Genomic DNA, 26,446 nt, shown 5'->3' with positions numbered 1-26,446 from the left:
GTATGAGATTGATCGCAACCCTTGCATCTGCTTGACCGATATTGCTCAAGCGCCCGGTTTCAAAGGGCTTGAGCGTGGTCTGCGGGTTCATCCTGAGGTCGTGCAAAACACCTGACTATCGATAAAAACTCATTGGAGCCATGACGCCGGCGCATGCCTCGTTGCGAGGCATGCGCTGACCTTTTTCGGGCATTCAGAACGCGCGGATCACGTGCTTGATTTCCTGAAATGCCGCCAGGCCCCACGGCCCCAACTCGCGGCCGATGCTGCTCTGTTTGTAGCCACCCCACGCCGTCTGCGGGAAGATCACCTGCGGCGCGTTGAGCCACACCAGCCCCGCCTGCAAGGCATTGGCGACCCGATCCGCGGTCTCGGCATTGCGCGTGACGACACTGGCGACCAGCCCGAACTGACTGTCGTTGGCCAGGGCAATCGCCTCGGCTTCCGTAGCGAAACTGCGCACGCAGATCACCGGGCCGAAAATCTCTTCACACCACAGCGCACTGTCGAGGGGCACTTCGGTGAAGATTGTCGGCTGCAAGAAATAGCCGCGCGGCAGATCGGCGGGACGATTGCCGCCACAGATCAGCTTGGCCCCGGCGCTGAGGCCACGGTCAATATGACCGAGCACTCGCTGGTATTGCGCCTGATTGACCAGTGCGCCCATCTCGACGTCAGGATCGAACGGATCGGCGACACGGATTTTTTCCGCGCGGGCCTTCAGACGAATCAGGAATTCGTCGGCCAGTTCATCGGCGACCAGCACCCGGCTGGTGGCCGAGCACATCTGCCCGGCATTGAAGAAGCCGCCACCGCAGGCAAGCTCCACCGCCAGATCCAGGTCGGCATCTTCCAGAATCAGCAGCGAGGACTTGCCGCCCAGTTCCAGGCTCACGCCCTTCACGGTTTCAGCGGCGCGCTGCATCACCTGCACACCGACGGCGTTGCTGCCGGTGAAGGAAATCTTGGCGATGCGCGGGTCCGCCGACAGCGGCGCGCCGACTGCCAGACCGGTGCCGCACACCAGGTTGAACACGCCTTTTGGCAAACCGGATTCGGCGATGATGGTAGCCAGTTCCAACTCCGGCAGCGGTGTGACTTCAGACGGTTTGAGCACCACGCAGCAACCGGCGGCCAGGGCCGGGGCGAGTTTCCACGCGGTGGTGACCATCGGGAAATTCCACGGCACGATCAGCCCGACGACACCGCACGGCTCGCGGCGCAGACGTGCGCTGAAGTCGTCGCTGGGCAGCGGCACGTTGCTGTCCTGTTTCGCATCGAGGCCTTCGGCGAGTTCGGCGTAGTACTCGAAGGTGGCGATCACGTCATCGACATCGATGCCCGCTTCGAACTGCGGTTTGCCGTTGTTGCTCGACTGCAACTTCATCAGATGTTCGCGGCCGTTGCGCACGCCATTGGCGATGTTGCGCAGGATCGCGCCGCGCTCGGCACCGGTGGTTTTCGACCAGCCCTTGAAGGCTTCGGTCGCCGCCGTTACCGCTTGATTGACGGCGCGTTCGTCACCGCCGTTGACCGTGGTCAGCAGTGCTTCGGTGGCCGGGTTGATCACGCGCAGGTGTTCGCGCCCGGCGGACCATTGGCCGTTGATGTACAGGCCGTCGAGTGTGGTCGGGAAATTCATCATTGGGCCACCGCCTTCATCCATTGGGTCTGGTCGATTTCGATCAGGGTCGGGCCCTGACGATCGGTGGCGGCGCGCAATGCACTGCGCAGGTGTTCGGCGGAGCTGATCGCCTCGGCCGCGCAACCCAGGGCCTTGGCCACACCGATGAAGTCCGGGGTGTAGATGTCCACGCCCACCGGCTCGATGGCACGGTTGACCATGTATTTCTTGATCTCTTCGTACCCCTGGTTATTCCACAGCAGGATGATCACCGGAGTGCGCGCTTCCACGGCGCTGGCCAGTTCCGGCAGGGTGAATTGCAGACCGCCATCGCCGATCAGGCACACCACCGGCGGACGCGCGCCGTGTTCGAGGTTACCGCCGAGCCATGCGCCAATCGCCGCCGGCAAGGCGTAACCGAGAGTGCCGTAACCGGTGGACGAGTTGAACCAGCGGCGCGGGCGCTCCGGGTTGAAGGTGAGGTTGCCGGTGTACACCGGTTGCGTGGAGTCGCCGACGAACACCGCGTTCGGCAATTCGTGCAGCACGGTTTCGAGGAAACGGGTCTGGGCCAGCATCGGGGCATCCCAGGTTGCGGCCAGGTCTTCACGCAGACGGGCGGCGCGTACCTGGCCCCAATCGTTGCGGCGCTCGGCCAGCGGTTTGTGCGACAGCGCACTGAGCAGCGCTTGTGCAGCGTTGCGCGAGTCGGCCACCAGCGCCACGTGCGGCGGGTAATTGCGCACGGTCTGGTCCGGATCGATATCGACGCGCAGCAACTTGCCGGGGATTTCGAAACCGCCGGCGAAGGTCACGTCGTAGTCGGTTTCCGCCAGTTCGGTGCCAATCGCCAGGACCACGTCGGCATCGGCCACCAAAGCACGGGTCGCGACCAGGCTCTGGGTCGAACCGATCAGCAGCGGATGGCTGGACGGCAGCATGCCTTTGGCGTTGATGGTCAGGGCCACCGGTGCATCGAGCAGTTCGGCCAGTTCGGTGAGCTCGGCAGCGGCATCGATGGCGCCGCCACCGGCGAGGATCAGCGGACGCTGGGCGCCGGCCAGCAGTTCAGTCATGCGGCTCACGGCGGCCGGCGCAGCACCGGCGCGGTCGATGTTGACCGGCACGCTGGTCAGCAGTTCGTCGGCTTCTTCGACCAGCACGTCCAGTGGAATCTCAATGTGCACCGGACGCGGACGCCCGGCCTGGAACAGCGCGAAAGCACGGGCCAGCACGCCCGGCAATTCGGACGCCGACATCAGGGTGTGGGAGAACGCCGCCACGCCGCCGACCAGTGCGCTCTGGTTCGGCAGTTCATGCAGCTTGCCGCGTCCGCCGCCCAGTTGACTGCGCGACTGCACGCTGGAGATCACCAGCATCGGGATCGAATCGGCGTAAGCCTGGCCCATGGCGGTGGTGATGTTGGTCATGCCTGGACCTGTGATGATGAAGCACACACCCGGTTTGCCGCTGGTGCGGGCGTAGCCGTCGGCCATGAAGCCGGCGCCCTGCTCGTGGCGCGGGGTGACGTGGTTGATGCTCGAACGGGCCAGCCCGCGATACAGCTCCACGGTATGCACACCGGGAATGCCGAACACCTGCTCGACCCCATAATCTTCGAGTAACTTGACCAGTACTTCGCCACACGTCGCCATGTCTTTGCCCTTCTTGTTCGTTGAGGCACCGGGCTTTAAAGGAACCGGTGATTGGCCTCATTGAAACGGGCGACCCGTAGCCGCAACAATCGATAAAAGCTCATACTAGCCATGTCCTCACGTCATACCTTGGATCCACATGAAACGACTGCCTCCCCTGCCCGCCCTGCACACGTTTCTGATCACCGCGCAGTGCTGCAACTTCACCCGGGCCGCCGAGCAGTTGCACATCACCCAGGGTGCGGTGAGCCGGCAGATCGCCGGGCTGGAGGAACATCTGGGTTATGAGCTGTTCATTCGCCTGGCCCGGGGCCTGGAGCTGACGGCCGAAGGTCGCGAATGGCTGCCACGGGTGCAGCAGGTGTTCAGCCTGATCGGCGATTCGGTGGAGCAGATCGGCGCCAAACGCGAAACCCTGCAACTCAAGGCGCCGAGCTGCGTGATGCGCTGGCTGTTGCCGCGTCTGCTGCAATGGCAGCGCGAGCGCCCGGACGTGCCGGTGAAACTCACGGCATCGCTGCAACACGGGGTGGACTTTCATCGCGAGCAGTTCGACGCGGCGGTGATCTACGGCACCGCGCCACACGACTCTCCTGCGACCCTGCATCTGTTCGATGAACAACTGACGCCAGTCTGCTCACCGACGCTGCTCAACGGCGGACCGGCCCTGCACACACCGGCAGATCTGCAACAGCATCTGCTGCTGCACCCGACTCACACCGATGACGACTGGACACTCTGGCTCAACGCCGCCGAACTGCACCTGAGCAATATCGCCAGCGGTCAGCATTTCGAGACGCTGGATCAGGCGATGTCGATGGCGTCCCATGGGACGGGGGTGGCGATCGGCGACTGGTCACTGATCGGCGACGACTTGAACGCCGGGCGACTGGTGATGCCGTTCGATCTGAAGGTGAAGACGGGATTGGGCTATTACATCGTCGCGCCGGCGTCGGAGCCGTCGGCGAAATTGCAGGAGTTGATGGGGTGGTTGGTGGAGCAGGCTCATACGCGGTGAGGCCATGCCCTCACCCTAACCCTCTCCCAGGGGGAGAGGGAACTGACCGAAGTGTCTTACGTAATACATCGACCTGAAAAATCTGGGCGATTATGGATTCAATACATCCCGTTCAAGTCGGCGTAATTTTCAAGCATCCCACGATCGGCTCCCTCTCCCCCCGGGAGAGGGCTGGGGTGAGGGGCTTTTCAGTACTTAATAACCGACAGTAAACCGCTGCCGCGAATGCTTAGGCGTTTCCACTTCGTCGATCAGCGCAATCGCGTAGTCGGCAAAGGTGATCGAACTCTGACCGTCATCACTCACCAGCAAGTCATCCTTGCCGACCCGGAACTTACCGGTGCGCTCGCCTTCGACAAACAGCGCCGACGGCGACAGGAATGTCCAGTCCAGTTCCTTCTCCTGACGCAGTGCATCAAGGAACGCCGCACCGGCGCTGGCCTCAGCCTTGTACTCGGCCGGGAAACCGGCGCTGTCGATCACGCGGGTGCCGTCCGGCAGCAACAGCGAGCCGGCACCGCCGACCACCAGCAGACGTTTCACCCCAGCCTGTTTCACCGGACCGATCAGCGCGTTGGCCGGCACCGTGGCGAAATGCGCGGCGCTGATCACCACATCGTGACCGGCGACGGCGTCCTGCAACGCCGCGGCGTCCAGCACGTCGACATTCTTGCTGACCACACCGGCACGAGCGCCGATCTTCGAGGTATCCCGAGCGATGGCGGTGACGCTGTGGCCGCGGCGCAGGGCTTCTTCCAGCAATTGGCTGCCGGCACGGCCGGTGGCACCAATGATTGCGATCTTGCTCATGACATTCTCCAGTTGGCTTGAGAGTGCTGCGTTTTTCAGAATCGGGTTACCACTTCATCTCGCCCTTGGCGACTTTGGCGCTCAGCTCCAGCGAGCTTTCCTCACCCAGTGTCGGGTAGCGTTTTTTCATCGCGGCGATCAGCGCGGCAGAGTCCTTGGCCTTGGCGGTTTCGGCATCGAACGCCTTGATGTAGTCAGCGGTGAATTTCACGGCCGCCAGCGAACGGGTGCTGTCACCCAGGTAGTGACCCGGCACCACGGTTTTCGGTTTCAGGGTTTCGATCGAGTGCAGGGTTTGCAGCCAGTCGGCATGGGATTGCGCGGTCTGGGTGTCGGCCATCCACACGTGGATGTTCTCGGCGACGACCACACCGCCGACCACCGCTTTCAACGAAGGAATCCACACGAAGCTGCGATCCGGCTGTTTGCCGTCCAGGCCGATCACCTGCAGTTTCTGCCCTTCGAGCATCAGGCTGTCGCCTTTGAGCACGCCCGGTACGATGGTTTTGGCCGGCACGTCGGCGCCCATTTTCGGGCCCCAGAAGGCGAGTTTGCCGTCGACGGTTTTTTTGATGTGATCAACGGTCGGTTGCGAGGCCAGCACCTTGGCATCCGGAAAGGCTTTGGTCAGGGTGTCGAGACCGAAGTAGTAATCCGGGTCACCGTGGCTGATGTAGATGGTGGTCAATTGCTTGCCGCTGGCGCGGATCTTTTCCACCACTTGCTCGGCCTGGGATTTGCCGAACTGCGCGTCCACCAGAATCGCGTCCTTCTCGCCGCTGACCAGTACCGAAGTCACCGGGAAGATCGCGTGGGTGCCCGGGTTGTAGACATCGAGGGTCAGATTCGCGGCCGCTGCGTGGGCAGCAAAGCCGAGGGTGGCGGTGGCCAGTAAAACGCGCTTGAGGGTGGTGAAGCCGATCATGGGTTGCTCCGCTGTTCGAATGCCGTGCTTGGCTATGGGGACAGAGCTTAGTTGCCAGACTCGTTACAAAAAATGCGATGCTTGAACATAGTTTGTTTCTGAAAGCGGGCAAATCATGGATCGTCTCCAAGCAATGCGGGTGTTTGTCACGGTGGTGGATCTGGGCAGCCAGTCGGCGGCGGCCGATCACCTGGACCTGTCGCGGCCGGTGGTGTCGCGGTATCTGGCGGAACTGGAAGACTGGGTCGGGGCGCGTCTGATGCACCGCACCACCCGCAAGTTGAGCCTGACCGCCGCCGGCAACGAAATCCTGCCGCGCTGCCGGCAGATGCTGGAGCTGTCCGGTGACATGCAGGCCGCCGTCAGCGAACCCGCCGATGCGCCACGGGGTTTGCTGCGGATCAGCGTCAGCACCTCGTTCGGTCAGGCGCAACTGGCCGATGCCATGGCGGCGTTCGTCAAAGCGTATCCGGGGGTGAGCATCGACCTGCAAATGCTCGATCGCACCGTGAACCTGGTGGACGAACGCATCGACCTGGCGATCCGCACCAGCAATGACCTCGACCCCAACCTGATCGCCCGGCGCCTGACGGTCTGCCGTTCGGTGGTCTGCGCCGCACCCGCCTATCTGCGGGAACATCCGCAGCCGCAGCGGGTTGAAGATCTGAGCCGGCACAACTGCCTGACCCATTCCTATTTCGGCAAGAGCCTGTGGCATTTCGAGGAGGATGGCGAACCGGTCTCGGTGCCGGTGCAGGGCAACATCAGCGCCAACGAGGCCAGCACCCTGCTGCGCGCGACCCTGGCCGGCGCTGGCGTGGCGATGCTGCCGACCTATCAGGCCGGGGTGCATGTGCACAGCGGCGAACTGGTGCGCCTGCTGCCCCACGCCGAGCCCCGGCAGATGAACATCTACGCCGTCTATGCCTCACGCAAGCACATGCCGGCAGCGTTGCGCTGCATGCTGGACTTTCTGGTGCAGCGTTTTCCCGAAAACCCGCAGTGGGATATCGGACTGTAAAGCCGTTCACAGAGCCGCTGGCAACTCCACGGCGCTGACCTATGCTGAAAGTAGTACCCAAGGGTATTCGTTCAGAGGTCAACGCCATGAACACCAGAACAAGAAGATACCTCGCGATTTTCATTACCTGCGCGGCCACGCTGGCGCTGTACGGCACCGCGGCGTGGCGCGTGGAGCAGTTGCGGCAACTGCCCCGTGAGTACGCGAGCTGCAACTTCGAGCGCTGCATCCCTCACAACGCCACCCTCAACGCCCTGCGGTAACACAGGACGTCAGGCGTCGTCGTTCTGCTCGGCCTTCAAGCGGTCGCGGAACGCTTTTGGCGAGATCCCCACCCGACGCCGGAACAGGCGCGTGAAGTTGGTCGGATCGGAAAACCCCAACACCTCGGACATCTCGTAAATCGTCATGCTGGTGTACGTCAGCAGACGCTTGGCTTCCAGCAACTGACGCTCGTGCATGATCTGCAACGCCGGCTGCCCCGCCAGTTCACGGCAGGTGCCGTTGAGGTGCGAGACGGAAATCCCCAGCCGATGGGCCAAGTCTTCGACCTTGACGTGCTGGCGGTAGGTTTCTTCCACCAGCTGAATGAACCCGTTGAGGTATTCGCGCTGACGCTGCGGGCGTTGCGTGGCGTTGTGACGGCGGATCGCCTGACGGCTGACCCAGACCATGATCACACTGACCAGCGAATGCATGAGCATTTCACGTGCCGGTTGATGGCCGTTGTACTCGGCCTGCAACGCGGCAAACAGACTGTTGAGGTAATCCGCGTCCTTGCCCGCCGGATAGCTTTCGGCCTGGGCCAGGGCCTGCACCGCGCTGCCCAGTTGCGCCTGCAAATGGTTGATCAACGGAGTGGCGAGGGTGACGACAAACCCTTCGACGTCCTCGGAAAAACGGAATCCATGCACCGATAACGGCGGCAGGATCTGGATCGCGGTTTCGTTCAGTTGCGTGCGTTGGCCTTCGATTTCAAGCTCTGCCTGACCTTTGAATACGAAGAGCAACTGGCACAAATCGGCGTGGCGGTGGGGTTTGATTTCCCATTGGTGTTCGCGGCTGCGTTTGGAAATGGTTTCACAGTGCAGCAAGTCAGGGGTCGGCCAGTCCAGGCTTTCACCGTAGAGCTTGAACACCGGAATCGAAGGCAGGTCAGGCTTGTTCATCACTTCAATCCAGGCCTCGAGGTTTGCGGGCGATAATCGCACCGATTGGCAGAATGTACAGGTATCGGCTCAGTTTTCACCTTCAATTGACAGACCCGCAAGGGAAAAATGCAAGCACTCGAATCCTCAAACTCATTCACCGGCCGTTGTCGCGTGAAGCTTGCGAGTCATAAAAACAATGAAAACGCTGAAAACCCAAGTCGCCATTATCGGCGCCGGTCCGTCCGGATTACTGCTCGGCCAACTGCTGCACAACGCCGGCATCGACACCCTGATTCTGGAGCGCCAGACACCTGACTACGTGCTCGGCCGAATCCGCGCCGGCGTGCTTGAACAAGGCATGGTAGAGCTGTTGCGCGAGGCTGGCGTGGGTCAGCGGATGGACGCCGAAGGGCTGGTGCACGGTGGTTTCGAACTGGCCCTCGACGGGCGCCGGATCCACATCGACCTGCAAGCCCTGACCGGTGGAAAAACCGTGATGGTCTATGGCCAGACCGAGGTCACTCGCGACCTGATGGCCGCTCGTCGGGAGACCGGTGGGCAGACAATTTACGAAGCCAGCCATGTCGTTCCCTGTGACATGAAAAGCGACGAAGCTTATGTCACCTTCGAAAAGGACGGCGAAACCTGGCGCGTCGATTGTGACTACATCGCCGGTTGCGACGGTTTCCACGGCGTGGCCCGGCAGTCGATTCCCGAGGATTGCCTGAAAGTCTTCGAACGGGTTTACCCGTTTGGCTGGCTGGGGATTCTCGCCGACACGCCACCGATTCACGAGGAACTGGTCTACGCCCGCCACGAGCGCGGCTTCGCCCTGTGCAGCATGCGCTCGGCGACACGCACCCGTTATTACCTGCAAGTGCCGGCCGAGGAAAACGTCGACGACTGGTCGGATCAGCGTTTCTGGGATGAACTGCGCAAGCGTCTGCCGGAGGATCTGGCGCAGAAACTGGTGACCGGTCCATCGATTGAAAAGAGCATCGCGCCGCTGCGCAGCTTTGTGGTCGAGCCGATGCAATACGGGCGGATGTTTCTGGTCGGGGACGCGGCGCACATCGTTCCGCCGACCGGCGCCAAGGGGCTGAATCTGGCGGCCAGCGATGTCAGCACGCTGTTCAGGATTTTGCTGAAGGTTTACCGCGAAGGTCGCACTGACTTGCTGGAGAAATACTCGGAGATCTGCCTGCGCCGGGTGTGGAAAGCCGAGCGGTTTTCCTGGTGGATGACTTCGATGCTGCACCGCTTCGACGAGCACGATGATTTCAGCCAGCGGATCTGTGCTTCGGAACTGGACTACTTTGTCAGCTCGGAGGCCGGTCAAAAAACCATTGCAGAAAATTACGTCGGGCTTCCTTATGAGGCTATCGAATAGCCTGCTACCGACTTACACTGGCGAGCACTCACCCGCTCGCCCTGGCACTGCGGGTCAATCACTGCCCGCAGGTTCACCCGTGACCAATCTCAACCATCCCGAAACGCCCAAACCGGCCATTCGCAGCGTACTGGTCGCGCTGATGATGGCGATCTTCCTCGGCGCGCTCGACCAGACCATCGTCGCCGTTTCCATGCCGGCCATCTCCTCCCAATTCAAGGACGTCAGCCTGCTGGCCTGGGTGATTTCCGGCTACATGGTGGCGATGACCGTGGCGGTGCCGATCTACGGCAAGCTCGGTGATCTGTACGGGCGGCGCAAACTGATGCTGTTCGGCATGGGCCTGTTTACCCTCGCCTCGCTGTTCTGCGGCATGGCCCAGAGCATGGAGCAACTGGTGCTGGCGCGGATTTTCCAGGGCATCGGCGCTGGCGGGATGATTTCGGTAAGTCAGGCGATCATCGGCGACATCGTGCCGCCTCGCGAACGCGGGCGTTATCAGGGCTATTTCTCCAGCATGTATGCGGTGGCCAGCGTTGCCGGCCCGGTGCTCGGCGGCTACATGACCGAGTACCTGTCGTGGCGCTGGGTGTTCCTGATCAACCTGCCGCTGGGCCTTGGCGCTTACTGGGTGGCCCGCCGCAACCTGATCGGTTTGCCGATTCCGCAGCGCAAACCGGTCATCGATTATCTCGGCACACTGTTGATGATCATCGGCCTCACCGCTCTGTTGCTGGCGATCACTCAGGTCGGCCAGGGCCATGCGTGGCGCAGCAGCGAAGTGCTCGGTCTCTTCGCTTGCGCGGTGGCGGTGCTGGCGGTGTTCGTCTGGCACGAGCGGCGCGCCCGGGAGCCGTTGTTGCCGATGCACCTGTTCACCAACCGCAGCGCCCTGCTGTGCTGGTGCACGATTTTCTTTTGCAGCTTCCAGGCGATTTCCCTGATCGTGCTGATGCCGCTGCGCTTCCAGAGCGTGACCGGTGCTGGGGCGGACAGCGCTGCATTGCACTTGCTGCCGCTGGCGATGGGATTACCGATCGGCGCGTATTTCGCCGGACGCCGCACTTCGATCACCGGACGCTACAAACCGCAGATTCTGAGCGGCGCGCTGCTGATGCCGATCTCGATCCTTGGCATGGCCTTCAGCCCGCCCGATGCCACGCTGCTCAGCAGCCTGTTCATGCTGCTCAGCGGGATCGCCGGCGGCATGCAGTTCCCGACTTCGCTGGTCGGTACGCAGAACTCGGTCGAGCAAAAGGACATTGGCGTCGCCACCAGTACCACCAACCTGTTCCGCTCTCTGGGCGGCGCGGTGGGCGTGGCGTTGATGTCGGCGCTGTTGCTGGCGTTGTTGCAGGACTCCAGTTTCGCCCACCTGGCCGGCAGCTCGCTGATGAGCGAAGGGCATTCCGGCAACGTGCTGCTCGACGGCCTGAACGCGGCGCCCGGCGATGCGCAGAACGCCTTGCGTGCCGAACTGCTGGTGACGTTCCGGCATTTGCTGATGGTCAGCGCGGCGGTGTCGCTGCTCGGGCTGGCGGCGGCGATTGCGATGCCGAACCGGTTGCTGCGGGGCCGTGAGCACGGCGCCCGCTGATTGATGCCGATCGCTCCCACGCGCCGCGTGGGAGCTTTCAGCAATCAAGCACTGTAATAACCGACCGCCACCAGCATGTTCCCGACCTTCCTCAGGTAGGCATGCTTGTTCTCGACCTTGCCGGTCACCGGATTTTTCCAGCGGTACTCGTACTCGCCCTCATCCTGCTTGCCGATCAGCGCCAGAATCGGTTCGCCCACCGGTTTGCCCTCCGGGTCGTCGACCTTGGCGAAGTCGGTGTTGATCAGCCGCAGGTTGGTGCCATGGGCGACGTAGCGGTGGTTGTCGAGATTGACCACGAACACATACAGGTCGTCCTGCAGGTAACCGCCCCTGAGTGAGTTGATCGCGGACAGCGTGCCCTTCTCGTCTTTAGTCAGGTCAGTGGCGGCCTTGTCGAGCAACGCTTTCGCCTGCTCCGCCGACGCGCGCGGCAGGTAATAACCCACCGCCAGAATCCGCTGACCGATGCGTTGATAGTAAACGTGCTTGCGCTCGACCTTGCCGTCGGACCAGTTCTGCCAGCGGTATTCGGCCTGCTGGATGCCGTTGCCTTCCGGCACTTTCAAGGCGTCCTTGAAGGACTTCTGCAAGTCCGGCCCGAGGACTTCGCTGACGTCGCGCCCGATCAACGCCGATGACGGCCCACCGCTGGCGAGCATCACGCCCTTGGTATCGACCACGAACACATAGCGATCCTTGTCGACGAATTCGCCCTGACGGCTGAACGCCGCAAACGCCTTGTCGCCGTTGTCGTGGTAATAGGCCAGAGCCTTTTCCAGCAAGGCGATGGCAGCCTTGCTGTCGTCTTTTTCAGTGGTGGCCGCGTTGGCCTGACCGAAACTCAACAGCAGTACCGCGCCGAGCCAGGCCAGTTTTTGCACAAACCCCATGACGCATCCCCCGTTCTTGTTGGTGTTTCAAGAGCGTAGACGGCCTGAAGGCATGTATGGATATTCAGAACGCTTCTGAATGTTGCTGTGGCGAGGGCGCGCACCCTCGCCACACAAGGGGCTTACGGACGCGCGTTGAGTTGCTGTTGCAGGTTCTGGATCTGCGCCTGCAGGGTGTTGATGTTGCGGGTCATCTGCGCGCGGAACGCGTCGAACTCGGCAGTGTTGGTGCCACCCTGCGCAGCAGCCGGACGGTTGTCCTGCTCGCTCTTGAGGATGACGATTTCCTGCTCCAGACGATCGATAGCAGGGTTCGACCCAGCTTGTTTTTTCAGGGCCGTGATGTCGGCACCGAGACTTTTGAACTGCGCATCGAAGCCCTTCACCTGTGCATCGAAGCTCTTGAGCTGGGCATCGAGCTTGCTGGTGTCGGCCGGGGTGCTTTTCAGCGTTGCCAGCTCAGCGCTCAGGGCTTTGACCTGAGCCTGCAACTGAGTGTTGGCGTTCTGCTGTTCAGTGGTCTGGGCGGTCATCTGCGCCAGGCGCTTGTCCAGATCCGTCGCCTGCCCGGCCACGCCTTGTTGCTGTTTGCTCTGATCCTGAAGCGCACTTTGCAGCTGTTTGATCTGCAGCTTAAGGGCTTCGCTGTCGGTGGTGACGTTGGTCTGGCTGGCCACGACCTTGCCGGAAATGTCCTGCAGGCGCCCCGCCGCTTCCTCACTGATGCGCGCGAAACTTTCCTGGGTCGCCACCAGTTGCTGCTCCATCAGCGAAATCTGCTGGAAGCTCCACCAGGCCAGACCAATGAATGCGAAGAACAGCGCGCCAACCAGTGCCCATAAGGGCCCGGTGCTGGCAGTCTTGACCTTGACCACGGGTGGCGTGCGCGAATGCACGGTGGTGCGGGCGGTGACCGGAAAATCGTCGTCATCGAGGGTATCGGCGCGCAGGCTCGGTACATCGTCGAAATCGTCGTGGGCATCGTTACGCATGGACATTGAGGCAACCTTTGTGAAACGCGGTGATGACAGATTGGCGCGAAGTATAAACCCCGCGGCCGCTGGGGTTGACCCTCAAGCCGTGACGCGGTTCAGTGCCGGCCGGCAGATTCGTATCAACGAATGTCCTGAGCCTTCCACCAGCCACAGAACTCATCGAGGGCCGTCCACAGACTGACTTTCGGATCGTAGTCCAGATAATGCCGGGCGCGACTGATGTCGAGGGTGAAATTTTTGTTCATCACCTGCATGCCCAGGCGCGACAGGGTCGGCTCGGGACGCCCGGGCCAGAGCTTGCACACACCTTCGTTGAGCGCCGCCACGCTGTAGGCCAGACCGTAGGAACGGTACTTGGTGACCTGGGGGACTTCCATCTTGCGCATCACGTAATTGACCACATCCCACAGCGGCACCGGGGCGCCGTTGCTGATGTTGTAGGCCTTGCCCAGCGCGGAAGCGTCGGCCAGCAGACTGCTGAGCAACGCCTCGTTGAGGTTGTGCACGCTGGTGAAATCGACCTTGTTCAGACCGTTGCCGATGATTGCCAGACGCCCCTTGCGCTGCATGTTCAGCAAGCGCGGGAAGATGCTCATGTCGCCGGCGCCGGTGACGAAACGCGGGCGCAGGGCGAGGGTTTCGAGGCCGAATTCCTGGGCGCCGAAGACCTTTTGCTCGGCCAGGTATTTGGTCGCCGCATAGTGATGCTTGAAGCGCGTGGGCACTTGCTCTTCGGTCAGGCCGAGATGATCGCGACCGTCAAAGTAGATCGAGGGCGACGACAGATGCACCAGCCGCCGAACCCGTTGCTTCAGGCAGGCCTCGACCACGTTTTCGGTGACCTGCACGTTGCCCTGATGAAAGTCCTGATAGCGGCCCCAAAGGCCAACCGCGCCGGCGCAATGCACCACGGCTTCGACGTCATTGCACAGTTCACGCACCAGATCCGGATCACTCAAATCGCCTTGAACGAACTCGGCACCGCGACGCACCAGATGCTCGACACCCTCGGCCCGGCGACCGTTGACCCGCACGTCCAGGCCCTGCTCCAGGGCGAAACGCGCAAAGCGTCCGCCAATGAAGCCGCTTGCGCCGGTGACCAGAATTTTCATGTAGAGCTCCGCTGTCTTTCGTTTTGCCTGATTCGTGAGTCTTGACGCTGGCCGTCAGTCCAACGGCACCAGCCATTGCGCCGACGAGCGCACCAATTGCTCGGTCAACAGCCCGAGCAACTGACCGCCATTGCGCCAATGATGCCAGTACAGGGGCACGTCGATCGGTTTATCTGGCAACAGTTCGCGCAGCACGCCGCGCTCCAACTGCTCGCGGACCTGTAATTCCGGCACCAGGCCCCAGCCGAGCCCGGCTTCGGTCAGGCGGAGGAAACCTTCGGACGACGGGCACAGGTGATGTTCGAAACCGCCATCGACGCCGAGGGACGCGAGGTATCGATGCTGGAGAAAATCGTCAGGGCCGAACACCAGCGCCGGGGTGCGCGGTAATTGTTCGGCCCGCACGCCGTCGGGAAAATGCCGCTCGATGAATGCGGGGCTGGCCAGCGCTCGATAGCGCATCGCCCCGAGCAACACGCTGCGTGCCCCCGCCACCGGCCGCTCGCTGGCGCACAGGCAACCGGCCACTTCACCGGCGCGCATGCGTTTGAGGCCGACGGTCTGGTCTTCGACGATCAGATCCAGCAATAGATGTTGTTCGGCGCAGAAGTCGCCCACCGCCTCGGCCCACCAGGTGGCGAGACTGTCGGCATTCAGGGCGATACGCAGGCGCTCCGGCAGGCCCTCTTCGTCCAGCGCAGGCACCAGCGTCTGCAAATCCCGTTCGAGCAGGCGCACCTGCTGCACATGGTTGAGCAGGCGCCGGCCAATTTCGGTAGGCGACGGCGGCGTGCCACGCACCAGAACCGGCTGGCCGACCCGCGCCTCCAGCAGTTTGATCCGTTGGGAAATCGCCGATTGCGACAGGCCAAGCACCTGCGCCGCCCGTTCGAATCCGGCCTGCTCGACCACGGCGGCCAAAGCAGAAAGTAATTTGTAGTCGAACATCAGTTTTCCTAATGAGCGATCAGCACTATTGGTTTTTCTTATACAACGTCAACCGGGAGAATAGCCAGCAAGCACTCTTTATCAAGGATCACCCCCATGGCTGGCGAAACCTCGTTGACCACCCTGCTGCGCAGCATGAGCCCGCAGCTCAATGCCGGCGAATTCGTGTTCTGCACCTTGTCCGACGGCGAGTTGCCGAGCGGCCTGGAAGTCGTAGGCAGTTTCCGTGAACAGGAAGGCCTGACGGTGATTCTCGAACGCTCCCACGCCGAGCGCGCCGGGTTCAGCTTCGACTATGTCGCGGCGTGGATCACGCTGAACGTGCATTCGGCGCTGGAAGCCGTCGGCCTGACCGCCGCGTTCGCCACCGCATTGGGCAAGGCCGGGATCAGCTGCAACGTGATTGCCGGCTACTACCACGACCATTTGTTCGTCGGTCAGGCCGACGCCGAACGCGCCATGCAAGTGTTGCGCGATCTCGCAGCCAACGCGGAGTAACCGTCATGTGGCAAAGCTATACCAACGGTTTGCTGGTGGCGTTCGGGCTGATCATGGCGATCGGCACGCAAAATGCCTTTGTCCTGGCCCAGAGCCTGCGGCGTGAACATCACCTGCCGGTCGCTGCATTGTGCGTCGCCTGCGATGCGTTGCTGGTGGCGGCGGGTGTGTTCGGCCTGGCCACGGTGCTGGCGCAGAACCCGACATTGCTGGCGGTCGCCCGCTGGGGCGGCGCGGTGTTCCTGATCTGGTACGGCAGCCAGGCGTTGCGCAGGGCATTTTCGAAACAGAGCCTGCAACAGGGTGAAAACCAGACCGTACGCTCACTGCGGGCGGTGATGCTCAGTGCACTGGCGGTGACGCTGCTCAACCCGCACGTCTATCTCGACACCGTCTTGCTGATCGGTTCTCTCGGCGCACAACAGTCGGTGCCCGGCGCCTATGTCGTGGGCGCGGCGAGCGCTTCGCTGCTGTGGTTCTTCACCCTGGCGTTCGGCGCGGCATGGCTCGCCCCGTGGCTGGCACGGCCGAGTACGTGGCGGATTCTCGATCTGCTGGTGGCGGTGATGATGTTCACCGTGGCAGGGCAATTGATATTGGCTTCCTGAATTATTCCAAAAGGCTAAGGGGATGCCCTCGCTAAATGACGGTCGCGCCGCCCCCCGTAAAGCGCAAGACTAGGCGTGAGGAGCGCGGTTTGGTGGTCCAAATGAGCGACGAACAACGACGGATTGCGCTTTACGGGGGGCCGGCCCTTCGGGTTGGAGCTGTGATCGTGCCAAGCGGCGTTGCGGGACTCGAAGAGGCAAAAAGCATCCTCTTCGTCCCGCGCCTTGCTTGGCACGATCACAGTTCCAACGCGATCCGTCATTTAACGAGGGCATCCCCTTGAACCTCTATCCCACACAGTTGTTGCGTGGTTAAGCCGCACCCCCGGTGCTATGATCCGAACCCTGCGCCGCAAAGAGTAAAAACTCGCCGGTGCATTTCTGGCCGCCCGTGATCGGCCTTGCGCTCACCGCAACAGACCTGATTAGGAGAATCATCATGGCTTTCGAATTGCCGCCGCTGCCTTACGCACACGATGCCCTGCAGCCGCACATTTCCAAGGAAACCCTGGAATTCCACCACGACAAGCACCACAACACCTACGTCGTGAACCTGAACAACCTGGTGCCAGGCACCGAGTTCGAAGGCAAGACCCTGGAAGAGATCGTCAAGACTTCCTCGGGCGGCATCTTCAACAACGCCGCTCAGGTCTGGAACCACACCTTCTACTGGAACTGCCTGGCGCCAAACGCCGGCGGTCAACCAACCGGCGCACTGGCTGAAGCCATCAACGCGGCTTTCGGTTCGTTCGACAAGTTCAAGGAAGAGTTCAGCAAAACCTCGATCGGCACCTTCGGTTCCGGCTGGGGCTGGCTGGTGAAAAAGGCTGACGGTTCCCTGGCCCTGGCCAGCACCATCGGCGCCGGCAACCCGCTGACCAGCGGCGACACCCCGCTGCTGACCTGCGACGTCTGGGAACACGCTTACTACATCGACTACCGTAACCTGCGTCCTAAGTACGTCGAGGCGTTCTGGAACCTGGTCAACTGGAAGTTCGTGGCCGAGCAGTTCGAAGGCAAGACCTTCACCGCTTAAGCTGCACGCCAGACAAAAACCCGGCTTTGCCGGGTTTTTTTATACCTGCGGAAATAATCGTGAGTGCGTTGCATCACAAACAAGGCTTTTTCCCACACCTGAAGCAGCCCTTCTCGCCTTGCTCCCAAGCCACGGCGAACTAACATCAAAAGAGGAAAAATTGTCCGACGTCCCTCAAGTTGGAGACCGAAACTACCGACACAGTACAACCAGGGCAAATACTCCAGACAGCAGCATATCGGCCAAGGCCACGGACAAATTTTCCGCGGCTCGATTGTCCCTTTGACTGCCAACACGGGATTGCCAATACTCATGGCAACTTGACGCTACCCGCACGGAACAAGGAATAACCCTTTGAAGCTGGAACTCAAGAACAGCTTGTCGGTGAAGTTGCTCCGGGTCGTGCTCCTGTCGGCATTGATCGTCGGCGTGGTCTTGAGCTGCGCGCAGATCGTGTTCGATGCCTATAAAACACGCCAGGCCGTCGCCGGCGATGCCGAACGCATCCTCGACATGTTCCGCGACCCCTCCACCCAGGCGGTCTACAGCCTGGACCGGGAGATGGGCATGCAGGTGATCGAAGGCCTGTTCCAGGACGACGCCGTGCGTCAGGCGTCCATCGGCCATCCCAATGAAGCGATGCTCGCGCAAAAGTCGCGTGAGCTGCAGCAATCCAACAGCCGCTGGCTGACCGACCTGATCCTCGGCCAGGAACGCACGTTCACCACCCAACTGGTGGGGCGCGGGCCTTACAGCGAATATTACGGCGACCTCAGTATCACCCTCGACACGGCCACCTACGGTCAGGGTTTCATTGTCAGTTCGGTGATCATCTTCATTTCCGGCGTGTTGCGCGCCCTGGCCATGGGCCTGGTGCTGTATCTGGTCTATCACTGGCTGCTGACCAAACCGCTGTCGCGGATCATCGAGCACCTCACCGAGATCAACCCGGACCGCCCCAGCGAACACAAGATCCCGCAGCTCAAGGGTCACGAAAAAAACGAACTGGGGATCTGGATCAATACCGCCAACCAGCTACTCGAATCCATCGAACGCAATACCCACCTGCGCCACGAAGCGGAAAACAGCCTGCTGCGCATGGCCCAATACGATTTCCTCACCGGCCTGCCGAATCGCCAGCAATTGCAGCAGCAGCTGGACAAGATTCTGGTGGATGCCGGCAAGCTGCAACGGCGGGTCGCCGTCCTTTGCGTAGGTCTGGACGATTTCAAAGGTATCAACGAACAATTCAGCTACCAGACCGGTGACCAGTTGCTGCTGGCCCTGGCTGACCGGCTTCGTGCCCACAGCGGTCGCCTCGGCGCCCTCGCCCGTCTCGGTGGCGACCAGTTCGCGCTGGTGCAGGCCGATATCGAACAGCCTTACGAAGCGGCGGAGCTGGCGCAAAGCATCCTCGATGACCTGGAAGCCCCGTTCGCCCTTGATCATCAGGAAATCCGCCTGCGCGCGACCATCGGCATCACCTTGTTCCCGGAAGACGGCGACAGCACCGAGAAGCTGCTGCAGAAAGCCGAGCAGACCATGACCCTGGCCAAGACCCGCTCGCGCAATCGCTATCAGTTCTACATCGCGAGCGTCGACAGCGAGATGCGCCGCCGCCGCGAACTGGAAAAAGACCTGCGCGACGCCTTGCTGCGCGATCAGTTCTACCTCGTCTATCAGCCGCAGATCAGCTACCGCGATCATCGCGTAGTCGGGGTCGAGGCATTGATCCGCTGGCAGCATCCGGAACACGGCCTGGTGCCGCCGGACCTGTTCATCCCGCTGGCGGAACAGAACGGCACCATCATCGCCATCGGCGAATGGGTGCTGGATCAGGCCTGCAAGCAACTGCGCGACTGGCACGATCAGGGCTTCGTCGACCTGCGCATGGCAGTCAACCTGTCCACCGTGCAACTGCACCACGCCGAGCTGCCACGGGTGGTCAACAACCTGTTGCAGATGTACCGCCTGCCGCCACGCAGCCTGGAGCTGGAGGTCACCGAAACCGGCCTGATGGAAGACATCAGCACCGCCGCCCAGCATTTGCTGAGCCTGCGCCGCTCCGGCGCACTGATCGCTATCGACGACTTCGGCACCGGCTATTCCTCGCTGAGTTATCTCAAGAGTCTGCCGCTGGACAAGATCAAGATTGACAAGAGTTTCGTCCAGGACCTGCTGGATGACGACGATGATGCGACCATCGTTCGCGCCATCATCCAACTGGGCAAGAGCCTGGGCATGCAGGTGATCGCCGAGGGCGTGGAAACCGCCGAACAGGAAACCTACATCATTTCCGAAGGCTGCCACGAAGGTCAGGGCTACCACTACAGCAAACCGCTGCCGGCGCGCGAGTTGGGCATTTATCTCAAGCAGGCCCAGCGCAGCAACGCGGCCATCCTCTGAAACGTGCCTGCCAGGCCCGACGCAACCCGGGTTCTGCCGGGCATCAACCTCGCTGTTGATCCAGCGCAGACCCCGCGCAAATAAGAAATATTTCCAGCTACAACCCTTTACACATAATGCGAAAGATTTGCATTATGTCGCAGTTTTGCGCACCCCCGCGCCTGTCCACTCAATCACCGAAGCAGGATGTTCGCCATGATTCGTATGCCTCTGGCTACCGCCAGTCTGCTGGCCATCGCTATTTCCCTCGCCGGTTGCGGCGAAGGTAAAGACAAAGAAAAGGCCGCCGCTCCTGCGCCGACTCCGGCTGCGAGCACCGCTGCACCGGCTGCGCCTGCTGCTGCCGGTAAAGTCGACGAGGCCGCCGGCAAAGCCGTTGTCTCGCACTATGCCGACATGGTCTTCGCCGTTTACAGCGATGCCGAATCCACCGCGAAAACCCTGCAAACCGCCATCGACGCGTTCCTCGCCAAGCCGAACGCCGACACCCTGAAAGCCGCCAAGGCTGCCTGGGTCGCCGCCCGCGTTCCTTACCTGCAGAGCGAAGTGTTCCGCTTCGGCAACACCATCATCGACGACTGGGAAGGTCAGGTGAACGCCTGGCCTCTGGACGAAGGCCTGATCGACTACGTCGACAAATCCTACGAACACGCACTGGGCAACCCGGGCGCCACCGCCAACATCATCGCCAACACCGAAGTACAGGTCGGCGAAGACAAGGTCGACGTCAAGGACATCACCCCGGAAAAACTCGCCAGCCTGAACGAGCTGGGCGGTTCCGAAGCCAACGTTGCCACCGGCTACCACGCCATCGAATTCCTGCTCTGGGGCCAGGACCTGAACGGCACCGGCCCTGGCGCCGGCAACCGTCCACCGTCGGACTACCTGGAAGGCAAAGGCGCCACCGGCGGTCACAACGACCGTCGTCGTGCCTATCTGAAAGCCGTGACCCAACTGCTGGTCAGCGACCTGGAAGAAATGGTCGGCAACTGGAAGCCGAACGTGGCCGACAACTACCGCGCCACCCTGGAAGCCGAACCGGCTGAAAGCGGCCTGCGCAAAATGCTGTTCGGCATGGGCAGCCTGTCCCTGGGCGAGTTGGCCGGCGAGCGCATGAAGGTGTCCCTGGAAGCAAACTCCCCGGAAGACGAGCAGGATTGCTTCAGCGACAACACCCACAACTCGCACTTCTATGATGCCAAGGGCATTCGTAACGTGTATCTGGGCGAGTACACCCGCGTCGATGGCACCAAAATGACCGGCGCCAGCCTGTCGTCGCTGGTGGCCAAGGTCGACCCGGCTGCCGACACCGCGCTGAAAGCCGATCTGGCTGCCACCGAAGCCAAGATTCAGGTCATGGTCGATCACGCCAACAAGGGTGAGCACTACGATCAGTTGATCGCGGCCGGCAACACCGCCGGCAACCAGATCGTGCGCGACGCCATCGCTTCGCTGGTCAAACAGACCGGTTCGATCGAAGCCGCTGCCGGCAAACTGGGCATCAGCGACCTGAACCCGGACAACGCCGATCACGAGTTCTGATCACAGCGTCCGCGTTAAAAAAGGCGACCTTCGGGTCGCCTTTTTTATTCCTGCCATACACAAAACCCGTGGGAGCGAGCCTGCTCGCGAAAGCATTTTCTGCTTCAGCACTTTCAGAAAGGCGAATGCCACAATCGCTAGCAGGCTAGCTCCCACAAGGGTTTCAGCGATCCTTCACAATTGCCGCAAATCAAGCAAACGATAATTCCTCTTATTCAAACCCACTCGCCCTGTTAGACTTTGCGCCTTTAAATTCGCCCCTCTTGCAGGAAGTCTGATGCCCTCGCTGCCTCTTCGCTTGTCCGCACTGTTTCTGGCCCTGGGCCTGAGTGCTTGCGATGACGCCCCGCGTTTCACCAAGGCCGAGCCGGGTGAAGCCCGTTCCGGCGGCGCGGCGACCGTGCGCAAGAGCGATCAGAACGCGTTTTCCCTGCCGTCGGCCAATCTGCCGCCGTCGCGCCGGGTGGACTTCAGCGTCGGCAACAGTTTCTTTCGCAGCCCGTGGGTGATCGCGCCGTCGACCACCACCGCCCGCGATGGCCTCGGCCCGCTGTTCAACACCAACGCCTGCCAGAACTGCCACATCAAGGACGGCCGCGGCCATCCGCCGACGCCGGATGCGGCCAACGCGGTGTCGATGCTGGTACGCCTGTCGATTCCCGATGCGCCGCAGTACGCCAAATTGATCGAGCAGGTCGGAGTGGTGCCCGAGCCAGTCTACGGCGGCCAGTTCCAGGACATGGCCGTGCCGGGCGTCGCGCCGGAGGGCAAGGTGCGGGTCGATTACACGCCGGTGCCGGTACGCCTCAAGGACGGCACCGAAGTCGAGTTGCGCAAACCGGTCCTGCAGATCACCCAGCTCGGCTATGGCCCGATGCACCCGGACACACGTTTCTCGGCCCGTGTCGCGCCGCCGATGATCGGCCTGGGCCTGCTCGAAGCGATCCCGGAAGAAGCGATCCTCGCCAACGCCGCCGCGCAGGCCAAAGAAAACAACGGTATCAGCGGCCGGCCAAACCGGGTCTGGGATGACGCGCAGCAAAAGACTGTCATGGGGCGATTTGGCTGGAAAGCCGGCCAACCAAACCTCAATCAACAAAATGTTCACGCGTTTTCGGGTGATATGGGCCTGACCACCAGCCTGAGACCGTTTGATGACTGCACCGACGCGCAAACCGCCTGCAAACAGGCGCCGAACGGCAACGGCCCGGACGGCGAACCGGAAGTCAGCGACAACATCCTGCGTCTGGTGCTGTTCTACAGCCGCAACCTCGCCGTTCCCGCCCGCCGTGGCGTCAACGATGAGCAGGTGCTGGCCGGCAAGAGCCTGTTCTTCCAGGCAGGCTGCCAGTCCTGTCACACACCGAAATACACCACCGCCGCCAATGCCGCCGAACCTGAACTGGCCCATCAAGTGATTCGCCCGTACAGCGATCTGCTGCTGCACGACATGGGCGAAGGCCTCGCGGACAACCGTACTGAATTCCAGGCCTCCGGCCGCGACTGGCGCACCCCGCCGCTGTGGGGCATCGGCCTGACGCAAACGGTCAGCGGCCACACCCAGTTTCTGCATGACGGCCGCGCCCGCAATCTGCTCGAAGCCGTGCTCTGGCATGGCGGCGAAGCGAAAGCGGCGCAGCAACAGGTTTTGTCTTTCAACGCCGAGCAGCGTGCCGCGCTGCTGGCGTTCTTGAACTCACTTTAAACACTTGAACGAATCGGGAGCCCGACATGTTCCGTCCCAAGCTGTTGTTCACCAGCCTTGCCGCACTGGCCCTCGGCGCGTGCTCGCCGCAGGATCCGCAAGCCGTCACCTCGGCGGCCATCGCCAAATCGGTGATCCTGCCGACCTACACCCGCTGGGTCGAAGCCGACAAGCAACTGGCCGTCAGCGCCCTCGCCTACTGCCAGGGCAAAGAGTCGCTGGACACCGCCCGTGCCGACTTCCTGCATGCGCAGAAAGCCTGGGCCGAGTTGCAACCGCTGCTGATCGGCCCGCTGGCCGAGGGCAACCGCTCGTGGCAGGTGCAATTCTGGCCGGACAAGAAAAACCTGGTCGGCCGTCAGGTCGAGCAACTGGTCACCGCGCAGCCGCAGATCGACGCCGCCGCACTGGCCAAGTCCAGCGTTGTGGTGCAAGGCCTGTCCGCTTACGAGTACATCCTGTTCGACGCCAAGCCTGACGTCGCCAACGTCGCGCAGAAAGCCAAATACTGCCCACTGCTGGTGGCCATCGGCGAGCGTCAGAAACAACTGGCCGAAGAGATCCTCAGCAGCTGGAACAACACCGACGGCATGCTCGCGCAGATGAGCAAGTTCCCGAACCAGCGCTACGCCGACTCCCACGAAGCGATCGCCGATCTGCTGCGGGTTCAGGTCACCGCCCTCGACACCCTGAAGAAAAAACTCGGCACGCCGATGGGCCGCCAGAGCAAGGGCGTGCCTCAGCCGTTCCAGGCCGATGCATGGCGCAGCCAGTCGTCCATGGAGGCGCTGGAAGCCAGCCTCGCAGCGGCCAAAACCGTCTGGGAAGGCGTCGACAACAAAGGCCTGCGCGGCCTGCTGCCGGCGGAGCAGAAACCGTTGGCGGACAAGATCGATGCAGCCTACGCGGCGTCGCTCAAACTGTTCGGCAGCACTCAGCGCTCGCTGACCGAAATGCTCAACGATGACGCCGGTCGCCAGCAGCTCAACGATATCTACGACAGCCTCAACGTCGTCCACCGCCTGCACGAAGGCGAGCTGGCCAAGGCGCTGGGCATCCAACTGGGCTTCAACGCCAACGACGGTGACTGATGAGGGCACGTGCCATGCTGCGACGCCAGGCTCTGACTTTAGGTAGTTTGCTGCTGGGAGCAGTGACACTGGGCGGCTGGACGCTGTTCAAACGCAAGGACCAAAGCCCGCTGCTGTTGTCGGCGCGGGACGACACCGACGGCAAGCATTACGCCGTCGGTTATCGACTGGACGGCACCCAGGTGTTCGCCACCGAAGTCGGCCAGCGTTGCCACGACATCATCAATCACCCGACGCTGTCGATCGCGCTGTTCGTCGCCCGCCGGCCGGGCACCGAGAGCTACCTGATCGACCTGCGCAACGGTGCATTGCTGCAAACCGTGACCTCGCAGCCGAACCGGCATTTCTACGGCCACGCGGTGATCCACCACAGCGGTGACTACCTGTACGCCACCGAAAACGACACCACCGATCCGGGCCGTGGCCTGCTCGGGGTGTACAAATTCGAAGGCGAACGGCTGGTGCACAGCGGCGAGCTTTCCACCCACGGTCTCGGCCCGCATCAGGTGTCGTGGATGCCCGACGGTGAAACCCTGGTGGTGGCCAATGGCGGGATCCGCACCGAGGCCGAAAGCCGGGTCGACATGAACCTCGACGCCATGGAGCCGAGCCTGGTGCTGATGCAACGGGACGGCACCCTGCTGAGCAAGGAAACCCTCGCCCAGCAGATGAACAGCGTGCGCCACCTGGGGATTGCCAGCGATGGCACCATCGTTGCCGGCCAGCAATTCATGGGGCCTTCCCACGAGCGTTCGGAGCTGCTGGCGATCAAACGTCCCGGCCAGCCATTCGTGGCGTTCCCGGTGCCGGAGCATCAGTTGCAGTCGATGGGGCATTACACCGCCAGCGTCGCCGTGCACAGCGACCTGCGGCTGGTGGCACTGACCGCACCGCGTGGCAACCGTTTCTTCATCTGGGACCTGGACAGCGGCGAAGTGCGCCTCGACGCGCCATTACCCGACTGCGCCGGTGTCGGTGCGGTGAAGGACGGGTTTGTCGTGACCTCCGGTCAGGGACGTTGCCGCTACTACGATTGCCGTCAGGACGATCTGCTGGCCAAACCGCTGGATTTGCCCGCAGGGCTCTGGGACAACCATCTTCATCTGATGGCCTGAAATTCGCCGCCGACCGTTCGGTCGGCGGCCCCGCTTTTCTCCACCGTCCTCCCTTACACCCGGTAAAACTGGCAGTTGGAATCCCTGCCGGACTCGGGGTAATGTGCCCGCCTGTCTCGCCTGATTTTCTCCAAGGAACTGGAAATATGCTGCGTCGCCGCATGCTGATCATGTTAGGTGTTGTACTGCTGATCGTTCTGCTTCTCGCCGGTTACAAAGCCTTCTCGATCTATACGATGATCCAGGGCTTTTCCAAACCGAAGCCGCCGATCAGCGTCGCCGTGGCCACGGCCGTCGAGCGCCCGTGGCAGATGCGTCTGCCCACTGTCGGCACGCTGAAGGCCTTGCAAGGCGTCGACCTGAGTCTGGAGAACGCCGGCACCGTCACCGAGCTGAAGTTCGAATCGGGGCAGAAGGTCAAGGCCGGCCAGCCGTTGCTGCAACTGGACAGCGCCGTCGAAGCCGCCTTCCTCGAAACCGCCAAGGCCGACCTCGGCCTCGCGCAGCTGGATTACGGTCGCGGCAGCCAGCTCGTCGGCAGCAGCGCCATCTCCAAAGGCGAATTCGACCGGCTCTCGGCGCAGTTGCAAAAGAACAAGGCCACGGTCAATCAGCTCAATGCGGCACTGGCGAAAAAACGCATCGTCGCGCCCTTCAGCGGCACCATCGGCATCCGCCTCGTCGACATCGGCGACTACCTCGCCAGCGGCACCAAGATCGCCACCCTGCAGGATCTGAGCAGCCTCTACGCCGACTTCTACGTGCCCGAACAGTCGGTGCCGAAACTGGCCCTCGGTCAGCCGGTGCAGATTACGGTCGCGGCGTATCCCGGCCAGCACTTCACCGGCGCCATCAGCGCCATCAACCCGATCGTCGAAAGCACCACCCGTAACATTCTGGTGCGCGCCACCCTGGCCAACCCCGACGGCAAGTTGCTACCTGGCATGTTCACCAGCATCGAGGTGCTGCTGCCGGATCCGCAGAAACACATCGTGGTCCCGGAAAGCGCGATTACCTACACCCTCTACGGCAACTCGACGTACGTGGTCACCCAGAAGAAAGCCGAAGACGGCACCGTCGAGAAAGACGACAAGGGCCAACCCGTGCTGATCGCCGAGCGCAGGTTCGTCGAGACCGGCGAACGCCGCGATGGCCAGGTGATGATCAACAAGGGCGTGCAGAGTGGCGAACAGGTGGTGACGGCCGGCCAGATCAAACTGGACAACGGCGCCCACATTGCCATCAGCGATGACAAGACCCTCGGCGAGCAGAACAGTCCGCCCCGCGCCGACTGATCAAGGAAACC

Annotated in this window: 23 protein-coding genes; 14 read left to right on the top strand and 9 right to left on the bottom strand. The window is 62.0% G+C overall.

Translation table 11 applies throughout. The annotated features are described in order from the left end of the window. Positions 1-193: 193 nt before the first annotated feature. Complete coding sequence (locus CAF76_RS11265) at positions 194-1,642, bottom strand: aldehyde dehydrogenase family protein (protein ID WP_178076172.1); 1,449 nt, start codon at positions 1,640-1,642, stop codon at positions 194-196. Continuing rightward, the gene (locus CAF76_RS11260; RefSeq protein WP_085647273.1) at positions 1,642-3,279 is read right to left on the bottom strand and encodes a 5-guanidino-2-oxopentanoate decarboxylase; all 1,638 of its coding nucleotides are present in this window, start codon (positions 3,277-3,279) and stop codon (positions 1,642-1,644) included. Before CAF76_RS11260 ends, CAF76_RS11265 begins: the two co-directional genes overlap by 1 nt. A gap of 139 nt (positions 3,280-3,418) precedes the next feature. On the opposite strand from CAF76_RS11260, the gene CAF76_RS11255 reads away from it, so the two are divergent. Next, positions 3,419-4,297: a LysR substrate-binding domain-containing protein gene (locus CAF76_RS11255; protein WP_064599082.1), complete on the top strand. Its 879-nt coding sequence runs from the start codon at positions 3,419-3,421 to the stop codon at positions 4,295-4,297. A 195-nt stretch (positions 4,298-4,492) separates the two neighbouring features. Here CAF76_RS11255 and CAF76_RS11250 read toward each other — a convergent pair whose 3' ends face one another. After that, the gene (locus CAF76_RS11250; RefSeq protein WP_085647272.1) at positions 4,493-5,107 is read right to left on the bottom strand and encodes an NAD(P)-dependent oxidoreductase; all 615 of its coding nucleotides are present in this window, start codon (positions 5,105-5,107) and stop codon (positions 4,493-4,495) included. Between the two features lie 46 nt (positions 5,108-5,153). Further along, positions 5,154-6,032, bottom strand: a complete 879-nt coding sequence (locus CAF76_RS11245; protein WP_085647271.1) for an MBL fold metallo-hydrolase — start codon at positions 6,030-6,032, stop codon at positions 5,154-5,156. A gap of 115 nt (positions 6,033-6,147) precedes the next feature. Between CAF76_RS11245 and CAF76_RS11240 the strand changes: the two genes are divergently transcribed. Both CAF76_RS11240 and CAF76_RS28730 read left to right on the top strand, forming a co-directional pair. Further along, positions 6,148-7,053 (top strand): LysR family transcriptional regulator, encoded by a 906-nt coding sequence (locus CAF76_RS11240; RefSeq protein WP_218188768.1) that lies wholly within the window; start codon positions 6,148-6,150, stop codon positions 7,051-7,053. 86 nt (positions 7,054-7,139) lie between these two features. Next, positions 7,140-7,316, top strand: coding sequence for a hypothetical protein (locus CAF76_RS28730; RefSeq protein ID WP_007953274.1), 177 nt, complete (start codon positions 7,140-7,142; stop codon positions 7,314-7,316). A 9-nt stretch (positions 7,317-7,325) separates the two neighbouring features. Here the strand turns inward: CAF76_RS28730 and CAF76_RS11230 are convergent, their stop codons facing one another. Next, positions 7,326-8,222 (bottom strand): helix-turn-helix domain-containing protein, encoded by an 897-nt coding sequence (locus tag CAF76_RS11230; protein ID WP_085610843.1) that lies wholly within the window; start codon positions 8,220-8,222, stop codon positions 7,326-7,328. 187 nt (positions 8,223-8,409) lie between these two features. Between CAF76_RS11230 and pobA the strand changes: the two genes are divergently transcribed. Together pobA and CAF76_RS11220 are read left to right on the top strand one after the other, a co-directional pair. Then, positions 8,410-9,594 (top strand): 4-hydroxybenzoate 3-monooxygenase, encoded by a 1,185-nt coding sequence (gene pobA, locus CAF76_RS11225; RefSeq protein WP_371857926.1) that lies wholly within the window; start codon positions 8,410-8,412, stop codon positions 9,592-9,594. 79 nt (positions 9,595-9,673) lie between these two features. After that, the gene (locus CAF76_RS11220; RefSeq protein ID WP_085647270.1) at positions 9,674-11,191 is read left to right on the top strand and encodes an MDR family MFS transporter; all 1,518 of its coding nucleotides are present in this window, start codon (positions 9,674-9,676) and stop codon (positions 11,189-11,191) included. A gap of 44 nt (positions 11,192-11,235) precedes the next feature. Here CAF76_RS11220 and CAF76_RS11215 read toward each other — a convergent pair whose 3' ends face one another. The 4 genes from CAF76_RS11215 to CAF76_RS11200 form a co-directional block, all read right to left on the bottom strand. After that, complete coding sequence (locus CAF76_RS11215; RefSeq protein ID WP_085647269.1) at positions 11,236-12,084, bottom strand: cache domain-containing protein; 849 nt, start codon at positions 12,082-12,084, stop codon at positions 11,236-11,238. A gap of 122 nt (positions 12,085-12,206) precedes the next feature. Then, positions 12,207-13,082: an ATPase gene (locus CAF76_RS11210; RefSeq protein ID WP_085647268.1), complete on the bottom strand. Its 876-nt coding sequence runs from the start codon at positions 13,080-13,082 to the stop codon at positions 12,207-12,209. Positions 13,083-13,198: 116 nt separating this feature from the next. Continuing rightward, entirely contained in the window at positions 13,199-14,191 is a 993-nt protein-coding gene (locus CAF76_RS11205; RefSeq protein WP_085647267.1) for an NAD(P)-dependent oxidoreductase, read from the bottom strand. A 54-nt stretch (positions 14,192-14,245) separates the two neighbouring features. After that, positions 14,246-15,139, bottom strand: a complete 894-nt coding sequence (locus CAF76_RS11200) for a LysR family transcriptional regulator ArgP (protein WP_085647266.1) — start codon at positions 15,137-15,139, stop codon at positions 14,246-14,248. A 96-nt stretch (positions 15,140-15,235) separates the two neighbouring features. Between CAF76_RS11200 and CAF76_RS11195 the strand changes: the two genes are divergently transcribed. From CAF76_RS11195 to CAF76_RS11155, 9 genes are all read left to right on the top strand, one after another. Continuing rightward, positions 15,236-15,637: an ACT domain-containing protein gene (locus tag CAF76_RS11195; RefSeq protein WP_085610849.1), complete on the top strand. Its 402-nt coding sequence runs from the start codon at positions 15,236-15,238 to the stop codon at positions 15,635-15,637. Between the two features lie 5 nt (positions 15,638-15,642). Then, entirely contained in the window at positions 15,643-16,245 is a 603-nt protein-coding gene (locus CAF76_RS11190; RefSeq protein ID WP_007953256.1) for a LysE/ArgO family amino acid transporter, read from the top strand. 439 nt (positions 16,246-16,684) lie between these two features. Then, positions 16,685-17,281 (top strand): superoxide dismutase, encoded by a 597-nt coding sequence (locus tag CAF76_RS11185; RefSeq protein ID WP_003227660.1) that lies wholly within the window; start codon positions 16,685-16,687, stop codon positions 17,279-17,281. Positions 17,282-17,635: 354 nt separating this feature from the next. Continuing rightward, entirely contained in the window at positions 17,636-19,687 is a 2,052-nt protein-coding gene (locus tag CAF76_RS11180; RefSeq protein ID WP_039765890.1) for a bifunctional diguanylate cyclase/phosphodiesterase, read from the top strand. 195 nt (positions 19,688-19,882) lie between these two features. Continuing rightward, a complete protein-coding gene (locus CAF76_RS11175; RefSeq protein WP_039765888.1) occupies positions 19,883-21,229 on the top strand; it encodes an imelysin family protein in 1,347 nt (448 codons plus the stop codon). Positions 21,230-21,506: 277 nt separating this feature from the next. After that, positions 21,507-22,934 (top strand): di-heme oxidoredictase family protein, encoded by a 1,428-nt coding sequence (locus CAF76_RS11170; protein ID WP_085647265.1) that lies wholly within the window; start codon positions 21,507-21,509, stop codon positions 22,932-22,934. A gap of 26 nt (positions 22,935-22,960) precedes the next feature. Continuing rightward, positions 22,961-24,025, top strand: a complete 1,065-nt coding sequence (locus CAF76_RS11165) for an imelysin family protein (RefSeq protein ID WP_085647264.1) — start codon at positions 22,961-22,963, stop codon at positions 24,023-24,025. Positions 24,026-24,039: 14 nt separating this feature from the next. Further along, positions 24,040-25,140, top strand: a complete 1,101-nt coding sequence (locus CAF76_RS11160; RefSeq protein WP_085647263.1) for a DUF1513 domain-containing protein — start codon at positions 24,040-24,042, stop codon at positions 25,138-25,140. Positions 25,141-25,286: 146 nt separating this feature from the next. Next, a complete protein-coding gene (locus CAF76_RS11155) occupies positions 25,287-26,435 on the top strand; it encodes an efflux RND transporter periplasmic adaptor subunit (protein ID WP_085647262.1) in 1,149 nt (382 codons plus the stop codon). Positions 26,436-26,446 lie beyond the last annotated feature (11 nt).

Source organism: Pseudomonas sp. B40(2017) (assembly GCF_002112855.1).
Lineage (GTDB): Bacteria > Pseudomonadota > Gammaproteobacteria > Pseudomonadales > Pseudomonadaceae > Aquipseudomonas > Aquipseudomonas pharyngis.
This window is presented reverse-complemented; position numbering and strand designations above follow the sequence as displayed.